Annotated in this window: 16 protein-coding genes and 1 pseudogene; 8 read left to right on the forward strand and 9 right to left on the reverse strand. The window is 70.4% G+C overall.

What is annotated here, in order from left to right; genetic code table 11:
- The first annotated feature begins 85 nt into the window (after positions 1–85).
- Positions 86–1,000, forward strand: coding sequence for a LysR family transcriptional regulator (locus NGJ44_RS02570; protein ID WP_053244331.1), 915 nt, complete (start codon positions 86–88; stop codon positions 998–1,000).
- A gap of 24 nt (positions 1,001–1,024) precedes the next feature.
- On the opposite strand, the gene NGJ44_RS02575 is transcribed toward NGJ44_RS02570, so the two are convergent.
- Complete coding sequence (locus NGJ44_RS02575) at positions 1,025–2,293, reverse strand: MFS transporter (RefSeq protein ID WP_251863014.1); 1,269 nt, start codon at positions 2,291–2,293, stop codon at positions 1,025–1,027.
- Between the two features lie 194 nt (positions 2,294–2,487).
- Here NGJ44_RS02575 and NGJ44_RS02580 point away from each other — a divergent pair, with 194 nt between their 5' ends.
- The 5 genes from NGJ44_RS02580 to NGJ44_RS02600 are packed head-to-tail and all read left to right on the forward strand — an operon-like array spanning position 2,488 to position 6,977.
- A complete protein-coding gene (locus NGJ44_RS02580; RefSeq protein ID WP_251863071.1) occupies positions 2,488–3,426 on the forward strand; it encodes a Bug family tripartite tricarboxylate transporter substrate binding protein in 939 nt (312 codons plus the stop codon).
- 27 nt (positions 3,427–3,453) lie between these two features.
- Positions 3,454–4,311, forward strand: coding sequence for a GntR family transcriptional regulator (locus NGJ44_RS02585; RefSeq protein ID WP_251863015.1), 858 nt, complete (start codon positions 3,454–3,456; stop codon positions 4,309–4,311).
- Positions 4,312–4,327: 16 nt separating this feature from the next.
- A complete protein-coding gene (locus tag NGJ44_RS02590) occupies positions 4,328–5,599 on the forward strand; it encodes a 3-isopropylmalate dehydratase large subunit (protein ID WP_251863016.1) in 1,272 nt (423 codons plus the stop codon).
- Positions 5,596–6,120, forward strand: a complete 525-nt coding sequence (locus NGJ44_RS02595; protein WP_251863017.1) for a LeuD/DmdB family oxidoreductase small subunit — start codon at positions 5,596–5,598, stop codon at positions 6,118–6,120. Before NGJ44_RS02590 ends, NGJ44_RS02595 begins: the two co-directional genes overlap by 4 nt.
- A complete protein-coding gene (locus NGJ44_RS02600) occupies positions 6,120–6,977 on the forward strand; it encodes an isocitrate lyase/PEP mutase family protein (RefSeq protein ID WP_053246423.1) in 858 nt (285 codons plus the stop codon). Before NGJ44_RS02595 ends, NGJ44_RS02600 begins: the two co-directional genes overlap by 1 nt.
- Here NGJ44_RS02600 and NGJ44_RS23155 read toward each other — a convergent pair.
- The 4 genes and pseudogenes from NGJ44_RS23155 to NGJ44_RS02615 all read right to left on the reverse strand — a co-directional run bounded on the left by NGJ44_RS23155 (position 6,968) and on the right by NGJ44_RS02615 (position 9,718).
- Complete coding sequence (locus NGJ44_RS23155; RefSeq protein ID WP_353506944.1) at positions 6,968–7,180, reverse strand: hypothetical protein; 213 nt, start codon at positions 7,178–7,180, stop codon at positions 6,968–6,970. The genes NGJ44_RS02600 and NGJ44_RS23155 overlap by 10 nt on opposite strands.
- A 118-nt stretch (positions 7,181–7,298) precedes the next feature.
- Positions 7,299–7,424, reverse strand: a pseudogene (locus NGJ44_RS23160) (tripartite tricarboxylate transporter substrate binding protein); the annotation flags it as partial.
- Positions 7,425–7,483: 59 nt separating this feature from the next.
- Positions 7,484–8,506, reverse strand: coding sequence for a tripartite tricarboxylate transporter substrate binding protein (locus NGJ44_RS02610; protein ID WP_251863018.1), 1,023 nt, complete (start codon positions 8,504–8,506; stop codon positions 7,484–7,486).
- A gap of 120 nt (positions 8,507–8,626) precedes the next feature.
- Positions 8,627–9,718: a tartrate dehydrogenase gene (locus tag NGJ44_RS02615; RefSeq protein ID WP_053246426.1), complete on the reverse strand. Its 1,092-nt coding sequence runs from the start codon at positions 9,716–9,718 to the stop codon at positions 8,627–8,629.
- Positions 9,719–9,842: 124 nt separating this feature from the next.
- Here NGJ44_RS02615 and NGJ44_RS02620 point away from each other — a divergent pair, with 124 nt between their 5' ends.
- A complete protein-coding gene (locus NGJ44_RS02620) occupies positions 9,843–10,760 on the forward strand; it encodes a LysR family transcriptional regulator (protein ID WP_251863019.1) in 918 nt (305 codons plus the stop codon).
- 143 nt (positions 10,761–10,903) lie between these two features.
- Complete coding sequence (locus NGJ44_RS02625) at positions 10,904–11,194, forward strand: DUF4148 domain-containing protein (protein WP_053246427.1); 291 nt, start codon at positions 10,904–10,906, stop codon at positions 11,192–11,194.
- A 19-nt stretch (positions 11,195–11,213) separates the two neighbouring features.
- Here the strand turns inward: NGJ44_RS02625 and NGJ44_RS02630 are convergent, their stop codons facing one another.
- From NGJ44_RS02630 to NGJ44_RS02645, 4 genes are all read right to left on the reverse strand, one after another.
- Positions 11,214–11,738: a carboxymuconolactone decarboxylase family protein gene (locus NGJ44_RS02630; protein ID WP_053246428.1), complete on the reverse strand. Its 525-nt coding sequence runs from the start codon at positions 11,736–11,738 to the stop codon at positions 11,214–11,216.
- Between the two features lie 40 nt (positions 11,739–11,778).
- Positions 11,779–12,813, reverse strand: a complete 1,035-nt coding sequence (locus NGJ44_RS02635) for an NAD(P)-dependent oxidoreductase (RefSeq protein WP_251863020.1) — start codon at positions 12,811–12,813, stop codon at positions 11,779–11,781.
- Complete coding sequence (locus NGJ44_RS02640; protein ID WP_251863021.1) at positions 12,797–13,756, reverse strand: Bug family tripartite tricarboxylate transporter substrate binding protein; 960 nt, start codon at positions 13,754–13,756, stop codon at positions 12,797–12,799. The genes NGJ44_RS02635 and NGJ44_RS02640 overlap by 17 nt, the downstream gene beginning before the upstream one ends.
- Before the next feature lie 79 nt (positions 13,757–13,835).
- Positions 13,836–14,636, reverse strand: a complete 801-nt coding sequence (locus NGJ44_RS02645) for a class II aldolase/adducin family protein (RefSeq protein WP_251863022.1) — start codon at positions 14,634–14,636, stop codon at positions 13,836–13,838.
- Between the last annotated feature and the right edge of the window lie 53 nt (positions 14,637–14,689).

The following is a 14,689-nucleotide window of genomic DNA, read 5'->3' on the forward strand; positions in this document are numbered from 1 at the left end:
CATCGACGGAATGCTAATGAACGGCAGGAATGAGCGGTTATGCTAAGTTGCGCAGGGGATATAACAAACGATTATCGGGTTGGCCATGAGATTCAAGCTGAGGCAGATGGAAGTGTTCAGGGCGGTCATGCTGACCGGCTCCATGAATGGCGCGGCAAAGCTGCTCTTCGTGTCGCAGCCGGCCATCAGCCGCCTCATTGCCCATACCGAGCAGAGCCTGGGCCTGCAATTGTTCGAGCGCGACAAGGGCAAGCTCACGCCCACGCCGGAGGCGCACCGGCTGTTCCAGGAAGTGGGGCCCCTGTTCGAGGAGGCCCTGCGCATCGACGAGCTCGCGCGCGACCTGGCCGAGCGGCCCGAGGGCGCGCTGACGCTGTGCTCCAGCCCCAGCCTGGCGCTGAATTTCGTGCCGCCCGTGATCGCGCAGTACCTGGAGCTCTACCCCAACGTGCGCCTCAAGTACCACACCACGCTGCTGGCCGACATGGCGCACGAGCTGCTGGGCCGCAAGGCGGAGCTGGCCGTGTCGGTGCTGCCCATCGACCATCCCAATCTGGCGGTGGAGCCGCTGGCCACGGGCGAAATGGTCTGCATCCTGCCGCAGGGGCATCCGCTGGCGGCGCAGCCCGACGTGGGGCTGGCGGAGCTGGCCGCGTACCGGCTGATTCTCTACAGCCGCAATATTCCCTTCGGCCAGCTCGTGGCCGCCGCGTTCCAGCGCGCCAACGTAAGCTGGAACGCGGCCGTGGACATCGTGCGGGCCGAGCTGGCCTGCGCGCTGGTGCGGGTGGGCGCCGGCGTGGCCATCGTGGACCAGTTCTCCGTCGGGCAGCAGGGATGGCCGGGCGTGGTGACGCGGCCGCTGCGCGAGTCGATTCCGCTGTCGCTGAGCCTGGTGCGCTCGCGCTTCGAGCGCCCCAGCCGCCAGGTGCAGCGCTTCGTGCGCCTCATCAAGGAGCACGCGCGCCATGCGCCGGGCCTGCGGCCCGGCGGGGCGTAGACGCCCGGCCGCGGACCCGCGGCCTCAACGCAGCGCGGCTGCCTTGACGCGCCGGTGCAGCCAGGCGGTCAGGCCGAAGTTGACCGCGGCCAGCGCCGTCAGTATCCACAGCGTGCCCGCCGCGCCCGCGTGCGTGACGAGAAAGCCGCAGGCCAGCGGCGTCAGCGCCTGGCAGAGCAGGGACGAGCGGGCCAGCCTGCCCATCACCGGCGCCAGCGCGGACTGCGGCACCAGGGCGATCGGCAGCGTGCCGCGCACCAGCGCGCGCAGGCCGTTGCCGATGCCGTAGCACACGATGCCCGCCGCCGCGGCCCGCGGGTCCAGGCTGACCAGCAGCAGCCCGATCGCCACGAAAGCGGCCGAGACGAGGGCCATCCAGATGGGGTGCAGGCTTTTTATGGAGAACGTGATCACGCGCATCAGCACCATGCTGGGACCGATGAGCGCGCTGAGCGCGATGGCCGAGGCTAGCGTGTGCCCGGCGCCTTGCAGCAGCACGATGATCTGCACCGACACCGCCGTCATCAACAGGGCGGCAATCGAAAACACGAACGACAGCAGCCAGTAGTCGCCGGCGGAGATGCCCGGGGGCAGCGCCCGCCTGCCGCGGCCGGCGGGCTTGCGCGCCGGGAGCGCGGCGGCCGCGGGCGCGTCCGGAGGCAGCGCCTTGAGGTAAAGCGGCGCGATGCTCAGCGCCAGCACGGCGGCATAGGCCCAGCAGGTCGCGCGCCAGCCCAGCGGGCCGGTCATCCAGGCCAGCGCGGGCCAGACCACGGTGGTGGCGAATCCGGCGATGAGGGTAATGGCATTGATGACCGGGCGCGCGCGCTGTCCGTGGCGGATGCCCAGCGTGGTGAAGAGCGGATCGTAGAGGCCGCCGGCCATGCCTACGCCGATCAGGCACCAGCCCGCGATGAACGCGGGAATGCCGGGCGCGGCGCCCACGACGCACAGGCCGGCCGCCACGATCCAGCCCGACAGGATGAGCACGCGGCGGCCATGCCCGCGCGCGATGTACACATTGGCCTGCGGCGAGAGCAGGCCGGAAACCAGCACGCCAGCCGTGAGGCCGCCGTAGATCCAGGTCATCGACCAGCCCGTATCGCGGTGGATGGGCTCGGCCAGCACCGACAGCAGGAAGAACGATCCGCCCCAGATGAGGATCTGGGCGATGCCCAGCAGCACGCTGGCGGAGAAGGGAACGCCGGCTTCGGCCTGCGCCTTCCCGGGCGGCGGGGCGGGGTTGCCCGAGCCGCCGTCGCCCCGGCGGCTTGCGGATGGGGGCGCTTCCATGGTCATCGATTCTCCGGCGCGCTGGCGCGCCATGGCAATAAAGGGTTGGGGATGGGGGAGTCCGCCGCGGAGCGGCAAACCGCCGGCATTGTCGCGCACGCGGGGCCGCCTTGCGCGTTTGCGGCAGCCAAAGGTACACTTGTATTAACATCAATACAACATATCGGGAGACAACTGTGTTCAGACATCTGGCCATGGGCTGCGCCATCGCCGCGGCCTGCGCGTTCGCCGCTCCGTCCGGAGCGCAGGAAGCCGCCATCAAGCTGGTGGTGGGCGCGCCGCCCGGCGGCACCACCGACACCGTGGCCCGCAGCATCGGCCAGCGCATGAGCCACGATCTCAAGCGCACGGTCGTGGTCGAGAACCGTCCGGGCGCAGGCGGCAACATCGCGGCGGACTACGTGGCCAAGAGCAAGGCGGACGGCAGCACGCTGCTGGTCACTTTCACGAGCTTCTCTATCAATGCTTCGCTCTACCGCAACCTGCCGTTCGACCCGGTCAGGGACTTCACGCCCATCAGCATGCTGGCCAACGTGCCCAGCGTGCTGGTGACGCGCAAGGATTTTCCGGCGAAGAACATGGCGGAGTTCCTGCGCGAAGTGAAGGCGCATCCGAGCAAGTACACCATGGCGATCGGCGCCCTGGGTTCGTCGCTGCACATGGCGGGCGAGCGCATGAAGATGATGGCGGGCCTGGAGATCCTCAACGTGCCCTACAAGGGCACCTCGCCGGCCATTACCGATCTGCTGGGCGGGCAGGTGGACATGATGTTCGCCAGTTCGCTCAACGCGCTGCCGCACATGAAGAGCGGCGCGCTCAAGCCGCTGGGCGTGACCAGTCCGCAGCCGCTGCCGCAGTTTCCCGGCGTGCCGCCCATCGGCGATGCCATCAAGGGTTTCGAGTCCAATGCCTGGTTCGCGCTCTTCGGCCCGGCCGGCCTGCCGCCGGAGACGGTGGCGGCGCTCAATGGCGCGGCGCGCAAGGCGGTGGACACGCCCGAGTTCCGCCGCCTGCTGGAAGGCGAGGCCGCCACGGCCGTCAGCAGCACACCCCAGGCGCTCGGCGACTTTGTGCGCGAGGACATCGCGCGCTACGCCGAAATCGTCAAGTTCACCGGCGCCACGGTCGACTGACCCGCGCGCCCTCGTCCGGAGCCGTCCGTGTCCAGGAATCCGTTGCCTCTTTATCACCAGGTCTATCTGCTGCTCAGGCAACGCCTGACGGCGGGCGGGTTCCCCGCCGGCGCGGCCATGCCGGGCGAGAACGCGCTGGCCGCCGAGTACGGCGTGTCGCGCCTGACCATGCGGCGTTCGCTGGAGGCGCTGGAAGCCGAGGGCCTGATCGAGCGGCGCCAGGGCAGGGGCACCTTCGCCGTGGACCGGGGCTGGGTCGACGCGCCGCAGCCCAGCGCCGACATGGATTCGCTGATGCGGCATCTCGCCAGCATGGGCATGCAGACACAGGTGCGCCTGCTGTCGCTGGAGGCCGAGCCGGCTTCGGCGGCGGTGGCCGCGCACCTGGAACTGGAGCCCGGCGCCCTGGTGCACCGCTCGGTGCGGGTGCGCAGCCATGGCGGGCTGCCGTTCTCGTATCTGGTGACGGTGGTGCCGGGCGACATCGGCGCCCGCATCCGCGAAAAAGACCTGAACAGCCGGCCGCTGCTTGCCATCTTCCGCGAGCTGGGCGTGCGCGTGGCGCGCGCCGAGCAGAGCTTTTCCGCCGCGCTGGCCGACCCGCAGGCGGCCGCCGCGCTGGATGTGCCCGTGGGGTCGGCGCTGCTGAGCCTGCGCCGCCTGGTGCGCGACGACGCGGGCCGTCCGGTCGAGTGGCTGCATGCGCTGTACCGCCCCGACCGCTATGAATACCGCATGGACGTGCAGGCGCACGACACACAGGGCGAGCCCGACTGGCTGCCTTCCGGCGCGGCAACGGCCGCGCCCGCCCGGCGCAAGGCGCGGCCGGCTCAGGCGCGGCCGGCTCAGGCGCGGCCGGCCAAGGCGTCCGCCGCGCATTCCTGAACCGGAGCCCTTTCTCATGACTACCCAGACCCTGGCGCAGAAACTGCTGGCCGCCGCCAGCGGCCGGTCCTCGGTGCAAGCCGGCGAGATCCTGACCTGCAAGGTGGACCTGGCCATGTTCCACGACTCCAGCGGCCCGCGCCGCCTCAAGCCCATGCTCGAGGCGCTGGGCACCGGCCTCTGGGACCGCGACAAAGTGGTGCTGGTCATGGACCACTACGTGCCGGAATCCGGCGAGGAGTCGCGCCGCATCGTGCGCATCGCGCGCGAATGGGCGCGGGAGCAGGCCCTGCCGCACGTGTACGACTCCATCGGCATCTGCCACGTGGTGGTGCCCGAGCACGGGCACATCCGACCTGGCATGTTCTGCGTGGGCGGCGACTCCCACTCGCCCACCGGCGGCGCGTTCGGGGCCTATATGTTCGGCGTGGGCAGCACCGAAATGCTGGGCGTGGTGGCCAGCGGCGAGATCTGGGTGCAGGTGCCGCGCACCATCGCCATGCAATGGAATGGACGCCTGCAGGCCGGCGTCACCGCCAAGGACATGGCGCTGGCCATGATCGGCCGCTTCGGCATGAACGGCGGGCGCTACCAGGCCGTGGAGTTCTGCGGCGAGGCGGTGCGCGCCCTGTCGATGCAGGAGCGCATGACGCTGTCCAACATGTCGGCCGAACTCGGATCGCAGGCCGGCCTGATCGCGCCCGACGCCGTCACGCTGGACTACCTGCACGCCGCGGGCGTGCCCGGCGCGCGCGGCATGGACATTTCGCATTGGCGCACGGACGAGGACGCCGAGGTGGAACGGCATGAGTTCGACGCGGCGGCGCTGGCGCCGCAGGTGGCGGCCCCGCACAGCCCGGCCAATGCCGCGCCGGTGGGCGACTACCCCTTTACCCCGATCCAGGCCGCCTATATCGGCGCCTGCACGGGCGCCAAGCTGGAAGACCTGCGCGCGGCCGCCGAGGTGCTGCGCGGCAGGCGCATCGCCGCCGGCGTCACGCTGATGGTGGCCCCGGCCAGCGCGTTCGACCAGCGGCGCGCGCAGGAAGAAGGCATCATGGACGCGCTGGCCGCCGCGGGCGCGCAGGTGCTGCCCACGTCGTGCGGCGCCTGCTCCGGGTACGGCGGCTCCATTCCCGAAGGCGTCAACGTCATTTCCACCACCGCGCGCAATTTCAAGGGCCGCATGGGCGCGCAGACGGCGCGGGTCTTCCTGGCCTCGCCGTATTCCGTGGCCGCGGCCGCCCTCACGGCGCGCATCACCGACCCCCGCGAGGTGCTGGCATGAGCGCCCAACCGACACAACACCGGGTCTGGCGCGTCGGCGCCGATATCGACACCGACCAGCTGGCGCCGGGCGCCTACATGAAATTCGGCATAGAGGAGATCGCGCGGCATTGCCTGCAGGGCGTGCGCCCGGAGTTCGCCGCCGCCGTGCGGCCGGGCGACGTGCTGGTGGCCGGACGCAACTTCGGCATCGGCTCTTCGCGCGAACAGGCGGCCGCGGCGCTCGTGCACCTGGGCGTGCAGGCCGTGATCGCGCCGAGTTTCAACGGCCTGTACTTCCGCAACGCCTTCAACGTGGGCTTGCTGCTCGTCACCTGCGAGCGCGCCGACGAGATCGGGGAAGGCGAGCGCGTCTCCCTGGACCTGGCCGCGCGCCAGGTGCTGCGCGCCGGCGGCGAGGCGCTGCCGTGCGCCGAAGTGCCGGGCTTCCTGCTGGATATGGTGCGCGCCGGCGGACTGATGAATCTCCTGAAGCGCAGGCTCGCCGACGGCAGCCTGGCGCGTCATCCTGTGAGGGCATGATGACCATATCTACGCTGAAGCGCCGGCTGGACGCCGGGCAGACCGTGCTGGCCCCGGGCGTCTACGACGCGCTGTCGGCGCTCATCGCCGGGCAGGCCGGTTTCGATGCGCTGTACCTGTCCGGCGCGTCCATCGCGTATTCGCGCCTGGGCCGCTCCGACGTGGGGCTCACCACCTACAGCGAGGTGGCGGACACGCTGGCCCGCATTGCCGAGCGCGTGGACGTGCCCATCATCGCCGACGGCGACACGGGTTTCGGCAACGCGCTGAACGTGCAGCGCACGGTGCGCGGCTTCGAGCGCGCCGGCGCCGCCATGATCCAGCTCGAAGACCAGGGGTTTCCCAAGCGCTGCGGGCACCTGTCCGGCAAGACGGTGGTGCCGCCTTCCGAGATGTGCGGCAAGCTGCGCGCGGCGCTGGACGCGCGCGACGAGATGCTGGTGCTCGCGCGCACCGACGCGCTGGCGGCGGAAGGACTGGACGCCGCGCTGGACCGCGCCGAACAGTACCTGGAATGCGGCGTGGATGCGCTGTTCATCGAGGCGCTGCGCACGCCGGAACAGCTGGACGCGGCCTGCGCGCGCTTTGCCGGTCGCATTCCGCTGCTGGCCAATATGGTCGAGGGCGGCCAGACGCCGGTGGAAAGCGCGCAGGCCCTGGCCGGACGCGGGTTTCGCATCGTGATCTTTCCCGGCGGCGCCTCGCGCGCCGTGGCGCATGCGCTGCAGGCCTACTATGGCAGCCTGCGCCGCCACGGAACCACCGCGCCCTGGCGCGAGCGCATGCTGGACTTCGATGGCCTGAACGCGCTGATCGGCACGCCCGAACTGCTGCAAGCCGGCAAGCGCTACGAGTAGGCGGCTTCCTTCCGGGCGGCCTGCTGCACGGGCTCGATGCCCGCCTGCCTGACGATCGCGGCGTACTTGTCCATTTCCGAGCGGAAGTACGCCACGGTTTCGCGCGGGGGCATGAGCACGATCTGCTTGCCCTGCGTGGCCATGGCCTGCCGGACCTCGGCGGCGTTGAAGGCGCGGCGCAGCGCCTGGTAGACGCGTTCCACCTCGGCGGCCGGCAGTTTCGCCGGCCCCGCGGCGACGAACCCGCCGCCGACTTCGTACCCGGGCAGCCCCCAGGGCCTTGAGCGCGCCGCTCTTGATCTGCGGCAGCACGGAAGGCAGGGACAACACGCCGAAATCCACCTGCCCGCCGATCAGGTCGGCCATCATGGGGCCGACGCCCTTGCAGGGAATGTGCCGCGCCTTGGCCTGCGCCTGTTGCAGGTACATCTCCGCGGCCAGGCGCATGGCGGCGCGGCTGTTGCTGGACTATCTTGCCGGCCTGGAAAGCCGCGCCGCGCCCGGCGTCACTCCACCTTGATGCCGTTTTCCTTGACCAGCGTGGCGAAGCGGCGGGTGTCGGCGTCGATGCGCTGGGCGAACGCCTGCGGCGTGGCGCTCATGGGTTCGGCGCCCGCCGCCAGCAGGCGCTCGCGGAAATCCGGCTGGCCGACGATGGCGGAGATTTCGCGGTTCAGCCGTTCGATAACGGGCCGGGGCGTGGCGGCCGGCGCGAGCACGCCGAACCACGTGCCCATGTCGAAGTCCTTCAGGCCCGATTCCGCCAGGGTGGGCACGTCCGGCAGCGCGGCCGAGCGCTGGGCCGTGGTGACGGCCAGGGCCCGCAGCTTGCCCGACTGGATGTAGGGCAGCACCGTCGTCACCGTGTCGAAGGACATGGCCACCTGCCCGCCCAGCAGGTCGGTGGTAAGCGGGCCGCTGCCCTTGTACGGCACGTGCAGCAGCGTGATGCCCGCCGCGGCCTGGAACTGCGTGCCGATCAGGTGCTGGCCGGTGCCGTAGCCATTGGAACCGTAGGCCAGGGGCTGGGCCGACTTGCGCGCCTGTTTCACGAGGCCGGCCACGCTCGTGGCCGGCGCCTGGGCGGGGTTGACCACCAGCACATTGGGCACCATGGCCAGCGGGCTGACCGCCGCCAGGTCTTTCTGGAAATCGTACGACAGCGACGGGTACACGCTGGTGGCGATGGTGTGATGCACGGCGCCCATCAACAGCGTATAGCCGTCGGGCCGCGCCTTGGCCACATAGTCCGCGCCGATGGTGGCGCCCGCGCCCGGGCGGTTCTCCACCACCACGGGCTGTCCCACGCGCTGCGAAAGCTGCTCGCCCAGGGCGCGCGCCAGCACGTCGGTGGTGCCGCCCGACGGGAACGGCACGACGAGCGTGATGGCCCGGACGGGCCAGGCGGCTTCGGCCGCATGCAGCGCGGGAGCGCTGGCCAGGGCGCCGAGGGCGGCCAGGAGCAGGGAAAGGCGCCGGCGGCGCGGCGAGGGCGCAGGCGGGGCCTGGCGGAATGCGGGCACGTTCATGAGTTCTCCTCCTCGGGTGGTCCTGCCGGGCGCGGCGGCGGATCTGCGTCCGCGCGCCGCGCCGGTCCGATGCATACGGGCGGCCGGCGCACCGGCGGCCGGCGCTCAGGCGGCCGGCGCTCAGGCGGCCGGCGCACCGGCGGTCTGCGGCGCCGGCAGGCGCTCGCGCACAGCCTGCGTGACCTCCGCGGTCGTCGCCTGCCCGCCCAGATCGCGCGTGTGCAGGGCGGGGTCGGCGGTCACGGCTTCGATGGCCCGCATCAGCCGCGCGGCGGCCGCCGTCTCGCCCAGGTGTTCCAGCAGCATCGCCACCGACCAGAACGTGCCGATGGGGTTGGCCAGGCCCTTGCCCATGATGTCGAACGCCGAGCCGTGGATGGGCTCGAACATGGACGGGCCGCGCCGTTCCGGATCGATATTGCCCGTGGGGGCGATGCCCAGGCTGCCGGCCAGCGCCGCCGCCAGATCGCTCAGGATGTCGGCGTGCAGGTTGGTGGCCACGATCGTGTCCAGCGACGAGGGGCGGTTGACCATGCGGGCGGTGGCGGCGTCGACCAGCTCCTTGTCCCAGCTCACGTCGGGAAACTCGCGCGCGATCTCCGCGGCGATCTCGTCCCACATCACCATGGCGTGGCGCTGGGCATTGGACTTGGTGACGACGGTGAGATGGCGGCGGGGCCGCGACCCGGCCAGGCGGAAGGCAAAACGCAGGATGCGCTCGACGCCGGCGCGCGTCATCATGGACACGTCGGTGGCCGCCTCGATCGGCAGCCCCTGGTGCACGCGGCCGCCCACCCCGGCGTATTCGCCTTCGGAGTTCTCGCGCACGATGACCCAGTCCAGGTCGCCCGGCGCGCAGCGCTTGAGCGGGGCGTCGATGCCCGGCAGGATGCGCGTGGGGCGCACGTTGGCGTACTGGTCCAGGCCCTGGCAGATCTTCAGCCGCAGTCCCCACAGCGTGATGTGATCGGGAATGCCGGGGTCGCCGGCGGAGCCGAACAGAATAGCGTCCTGCCCGCGCAGCGCGTCCAGGCCGTCGTCCGGCATCATGCGGCCGTGGCGGCGGTAGTAGTCGCCGCCCCAATCGAAATCCTCGAACTGGAAACGGAAATCCGAGCCCTCGGCCAGGGCCTGCATGACCTCCCTGCCGGCCGGCACGACCTCCTTGCCTATGCCGTCTCCGGGAATGGTGGCGATGCGATACGTCTTCATGGGGTAGCTCCTGCTTTCATCGGCGGCCCGCGCGGCGGGCGGGCAAGAGGTCATTCTTGCGCGTGGACGGCTGCCGTGGACGCGATTAAAGTTGAAGCATGATTAACTCAAGGTTGAAACCGGAATGACCGGAAAAACAGGCTTGCAGCCCTCCGAGCTGGGCTTCTTCGCGGCAGTGGCCACGGCCGCAAGCCTGAGCGCGGCCGGCCGCGACCTCGGCGTGTCCACCGCCGCCGTCAGCAAGCGGCTGGCGCAGATGGAGGCGCGCCTGGGCGTGCCGCTCATGGTGCGCACCACGCGCCGCGCCTCGCTCACGCCCGAAGGCGAACTGCTGCTGGAGCACGCGCGCCGCATTCTTGGCGAAATCGAGGCCCTGCAGCATCTCATCGGCGCGGCCGGCGGGCGGCCCAGCGGGCTGCTGCGCGTCAACGCCACGCTGGGCTTCGGCCGCATGCACGTGGCGCCGGTCATCTCCGAGTACATCAAGCGCCATCCCGGGGTGGACGTGCAGTTGCAGCTTTCGGCCGATCCTCCGCCTCTGGCCGAAGACGCCTTCGACGTCTGCGTGCGCTTCGGCTCTCCGCCCGAGGCGCGCATCGTGGGCCGCTTCCTCGCGCCCAACCGCCGGCTGCTGTGCGCTTCGCCCCGGTATCTGCGCGCGCATGGCGAGCCGCGCACGCCGGCCGACCTCGCGCGCCACAACTGCATCGGCATCCGGCAGGGCAGCGACGCCTACGGCGTGTGGCGCCTGGCGCAGGCGGGCGCCGCGCGGCCCCAGGCCGTGCACGTGCGCGGCAACCTCACCACCAACGACGGCGAGATCGCCGTGAGCTGGGCGCTGGAAGGGCTGGGCATCATCATGCGCGCCGAGTGGGACATCGAGCGCTATCTGCGCAGCGGCAGGCTGGTGCAGGTGCTGCCGCAATACGCCACACCAGAAGCCGACATCTATGCCGTCTATCACCGCCGCCACCAGATGCTGCCGCGCGTGCGCAGCTTCGTGGACTTCCTGACCGAACGTTTCGCGCGGCTGGGCCGCTGACCGCGCCGTTGCGTCGATTTCTGGAATGCTATTTTCCAGCCCGGCGGTTTATCCAAAGACGAACTCCGCGCAAACTTGCTTCGTCGGGCCCCGGCCACGTTCGATGCAACCGGCCGTGCCCGCGCGTTCGAAGGAGAAGAATCATGAAGAAAACCGCCATTGCCGCATTGATTGCCATGTCTCTCGCAGGGGCCGCGGCCCACGCCGCGCCGGGCGGGGCGGCGCAGGACAACGGCCAGGGCAACCGCGTCACGCGCGCCGAAGTGAAGGCCGACCTGGCCGTCTGGCGGCGGGCTGGCCTGGACAAATTCTGGCGCGGCGACAGCAGCCCCGACATCTACAGCCCGGAGTATCGGGCGGCCTATGCCGATTACCTGCGCCGGCTGCACAGCGACGAATACCGGGAGGAACTGCGGCGGCAATCCGCCGAATGAAGGCAGGCCGCCCGCCCGCTCAACGGGCGTCGTCGCTGTGGATGCCGAACGCTTCCAGGAAGCGCGACACCATGTTGTAGGCCGCCACGGTGGCCACCAGCTCGACCAATTCCTGGCGATTGAAGTCCCGCGCCAGGCTTTCCATCAGCGACTTGTCCACGCGCACGTTGCGCGTCATCTCGTCCGTGAGCGCGAGCACGCGCTTTTCCGCTTCGCTGAACCGGCTCGATGCCTGCCAGTTGCCGAGCTCGTCGATCTGCGCCTGGCTGACGCCTTCTTTCAGCGCGATCGGGATGTGCTGGTCGGCTTCGTACTGGGCGCCGTTGAGCTGCGCCACGCGCACGATGACCAGTTCGCGGATCGCGCCCGGCAGGCTGGCCTTCTGGCGCACCGCCGTCAGGTAGTTGAGCCAGCCTTCCGCGATGGGCGGGCTGTGCAGCAGCATCTGGTACAGGTGCAGCACGCTGCCGCGTTCCTCGACGATGCGCTCGACCAGCGGCCGCGCCTGCTCGCTGTCCAGCTCGGCGTAGGGAATTCTTGCCATGGTTTGCTCCTCTTCGGTTGTGCAAGACGGGAGCTTCACTTTACAGGCTGGGCGGCATGGCAGGGCGTCCGCCGCCGCGAAAGCCCTGGGTCCGCGCCACGTTCAGCAGGGGCTCCCCGGCCGCGTATCGCGCGAGATTGCGCGCGAACAGGGCGCGCACGCGGGCGGCGTTGCCGTCCGAGAACGCGGCGCTGTGCGGGGTGACGATAACGTTCTCCAGGTCCCAGAACGGCGAACCGGCGGGCAGGGGTTCGTGCTGGAATACGTCGAGGAAGGCGCCGGCCAGCCGTTTGGCGGCCAGGCGCTGCGCGAGGGCGTTCTCGTCGATGACGTGCCCGCGCGCCACGTTGACCACGCAGGCGCGCGCGGGCAGGGCGTCCAGCGCGGCGGCGCCCGCCAGCCCCCGCGTGGCGTCCGTGAGCGGGCAGGCCAGGACGAGCCAGTCGGCATCGGGCAGCAGCGCGGGCAGGTCCCGGTAGGCGGCGCTGCGACGGGCTTCGGGCGCACGCGCGTCCGAGTGGCGGACCACGTCCAGCGTCAGGCCGAGCGAGATCAGCCATTGCCCGATGCGCTGCCCGATGCCGCCCCAGCCCACGATCACGGCGTGTTGGCCCGCCAGGTCGCGGGGCAGTTCCGCCTCCAGCAGCGGGCGCCACGCATGGTCGGCCTGCGCGCGGGCCAGATAGGGCAGCCGGCGCGCAAGCGCGAGAATGCCGGCCAGCGCCGTCTGGGCGACCACCGCGTCGGTGGCGCCCTGCGAGGTGGTCAGCGTGACGCCGCGCGCCATCAGTTGCAGATAAATGTCGCGGTCGGCGCCCGACGAGTGGATGTGCGCCCAGCGCAGGCCGGGTGCCCGCAGCAGGGCGTCGTAGTACACGCGCGTGTCCGGCAGGATCTCGAACTTGGTCGAGCGGCCGGTAATGTCGCGCGAGACGAAGGCCGCGTCGAAATCCGCGCCGTCCTCCGGGTGCAGCAGCACGCAGGGCGGGCCGCCCGCCTGCGCGATGGCGGCGCGCAGCAGGGGCGCTTCGGCCGGCGAGCAGAGGACGCGCGGGGACTCAGTTGGCGGTCGCATCGAATTTCTTCACCAGCCCGGCCCATTTGGCGTGCTCCTGCCGGATGAACGTGGCGAACTGCGCGGGCGTGCCGCCCACCGGCTCGGCGCCCTCGTTGAGCATTTGGGTTTTCAGCGCGGGCATGGCCGCGTTGACTTCCCGGTTCAGCGTCTGCACGATCTCGGCCGGCGTGCCCTTGGGCGCGAAGAAGCCGAACCAGGAACCCGCGTCGAAGCCGGGGTAGCCCGATTCCGCGACCGTGGGCAGCTCCGGCAGCGTGGCCGAGTGCTGCGCGGTGCTCACGGCCAGCGCGCGCAGCTTGCCGGCGCGGATCTGGCCGATGACCGAGGGCAGGGTGGCGAACATGAAGTCGATGCGCCCGGCCAGCAGGTCGTTGACCGCGTCGGCGCCCTTGTAGGGCACGTGGGTCGCCTCCACCCCGAGCTGGTCCATGAGCATGTAGCTGGACAGGTGCGAAGACGTGCCCACGCCCGTGGAGCAGTAGGTGGGATGGGGCTTGGCCTTGATCCATTCCAGAAAGCCCTTGAAATCCCGGGCGGGCGAGGAAGGCGGCACCACCAGCACGTTGGGCACCGTGGCGAGCTGCACGATGGGAACGAGATCCGTGAGCGGGTCGTAGTTCAGCTTCATGAGCGAGGGGTTCACCGCGATGGGCCCCACCGAATTGACGATCAGCGTCTGGCCGTCCGGGTCGGCGCGCACTACGTACTCGGTGCCGATGTTGCCGCCGGCGCCCGGCTTGTTCTCCACCACGAAGGGCTGGCCCAGTTTCTTTGCCAGCAGGTTGCTGACGCCGCGGGTGAGCGTATCGGTGGTGCCGCCGGCCGAAAAGGCCACTACGACCTTGACCGGGCCGGCGGGATAGCCGGCCGCCATGGCGGCGGGGCTGCTACAGGCCGCAGCCAGCGCGATGCCGGCGAGCCAGGTTCTCGGGTGGTGCATGTTCGTCTCCTCCATGCGTTTTGTTATGGATGGGCGGCGTCGTCGCGCCGCTCGGGTCCGCCGCGGCGGGCGCGGCGGATCAGTCGCGAAAGCCGGGGTCCAGGCGGTCCAGCTTGCGCAGCAGGGCAGGCCACTCCATCACGCCGTAGGGGCGGCGCGTGTTGGGCTGATAGTTGTTCCAGGTGGCCTCGAGCACGGCCTGCGGCACGGGCTGCAGCGCCGCGCCGGCGGCCTGGGCGGCCAGTTGCGCGCGGCAGGCGAGCTCCAGGCGGTGCATCCAGTTGAAGGCCTCGCCCACCGTCCGCCCGACGGTCAGGGCGCCGTGGTTGCGCAGGATGAGCGCCTCGCCCTCGCCCAGGTCGGCGATGAGGGAGGCTTGTTCCGCGGTGTCCAGCACCACGCCCTGGTAATCGTGATAGCCGATCTTCAGGAAGCGCATCGCCGTCTGCGTGAGCGGCAGCAGGCCGCAGGCCAGGGACGACACGGCCATCGAGGCCCAGCTGTGCGTGTGGATCACGCAGTCCACGTCGTGGCGCGCGCCGTGGATGGCGCTGTGGATCACGTAACCGGCCTTGTTGATGCCGTAATCCAGCGGGCCGAAGTCGGGCTTGGCGAGAATGTTGCCGTCCAGGTCCACCTTGATGAGGCTGGAAGCGGTGATTTCCTCGTACATCATGCCGTAGGCATTGATGAGAAACGCATTCTGCTCGCCGGGCACGCGCGCCGAGATGTGGTTGGCCATCATATCGGACATGCCGTAGAGCTCGACCAGGCGGTAACAGGCGGCCAGGTTTACCCTGGCCTCCCATTCTTCCGGGGAGCAGTGCGGGCGCATGGAGGGAATGCGCAGGGCGCCGGGGCGCGGAGTCTCTGTCGTCATCGCGGATCGGAAAGAAGGCCGCCGCAACAGGCGGCGATGGGACAGACTCTATC

The sequence above is a fragment of the Achromobacter sp. Marseille-Q4962 genome (assembly GCF_943737005.1).
In the GTDB taxonomy this organism is placed as follows: domain Bacteria; phylum Pseudomonadota; class Gammaproteobacteria; order Burkholderiales; family Burkholderiaceae_B; genus Achromobacter.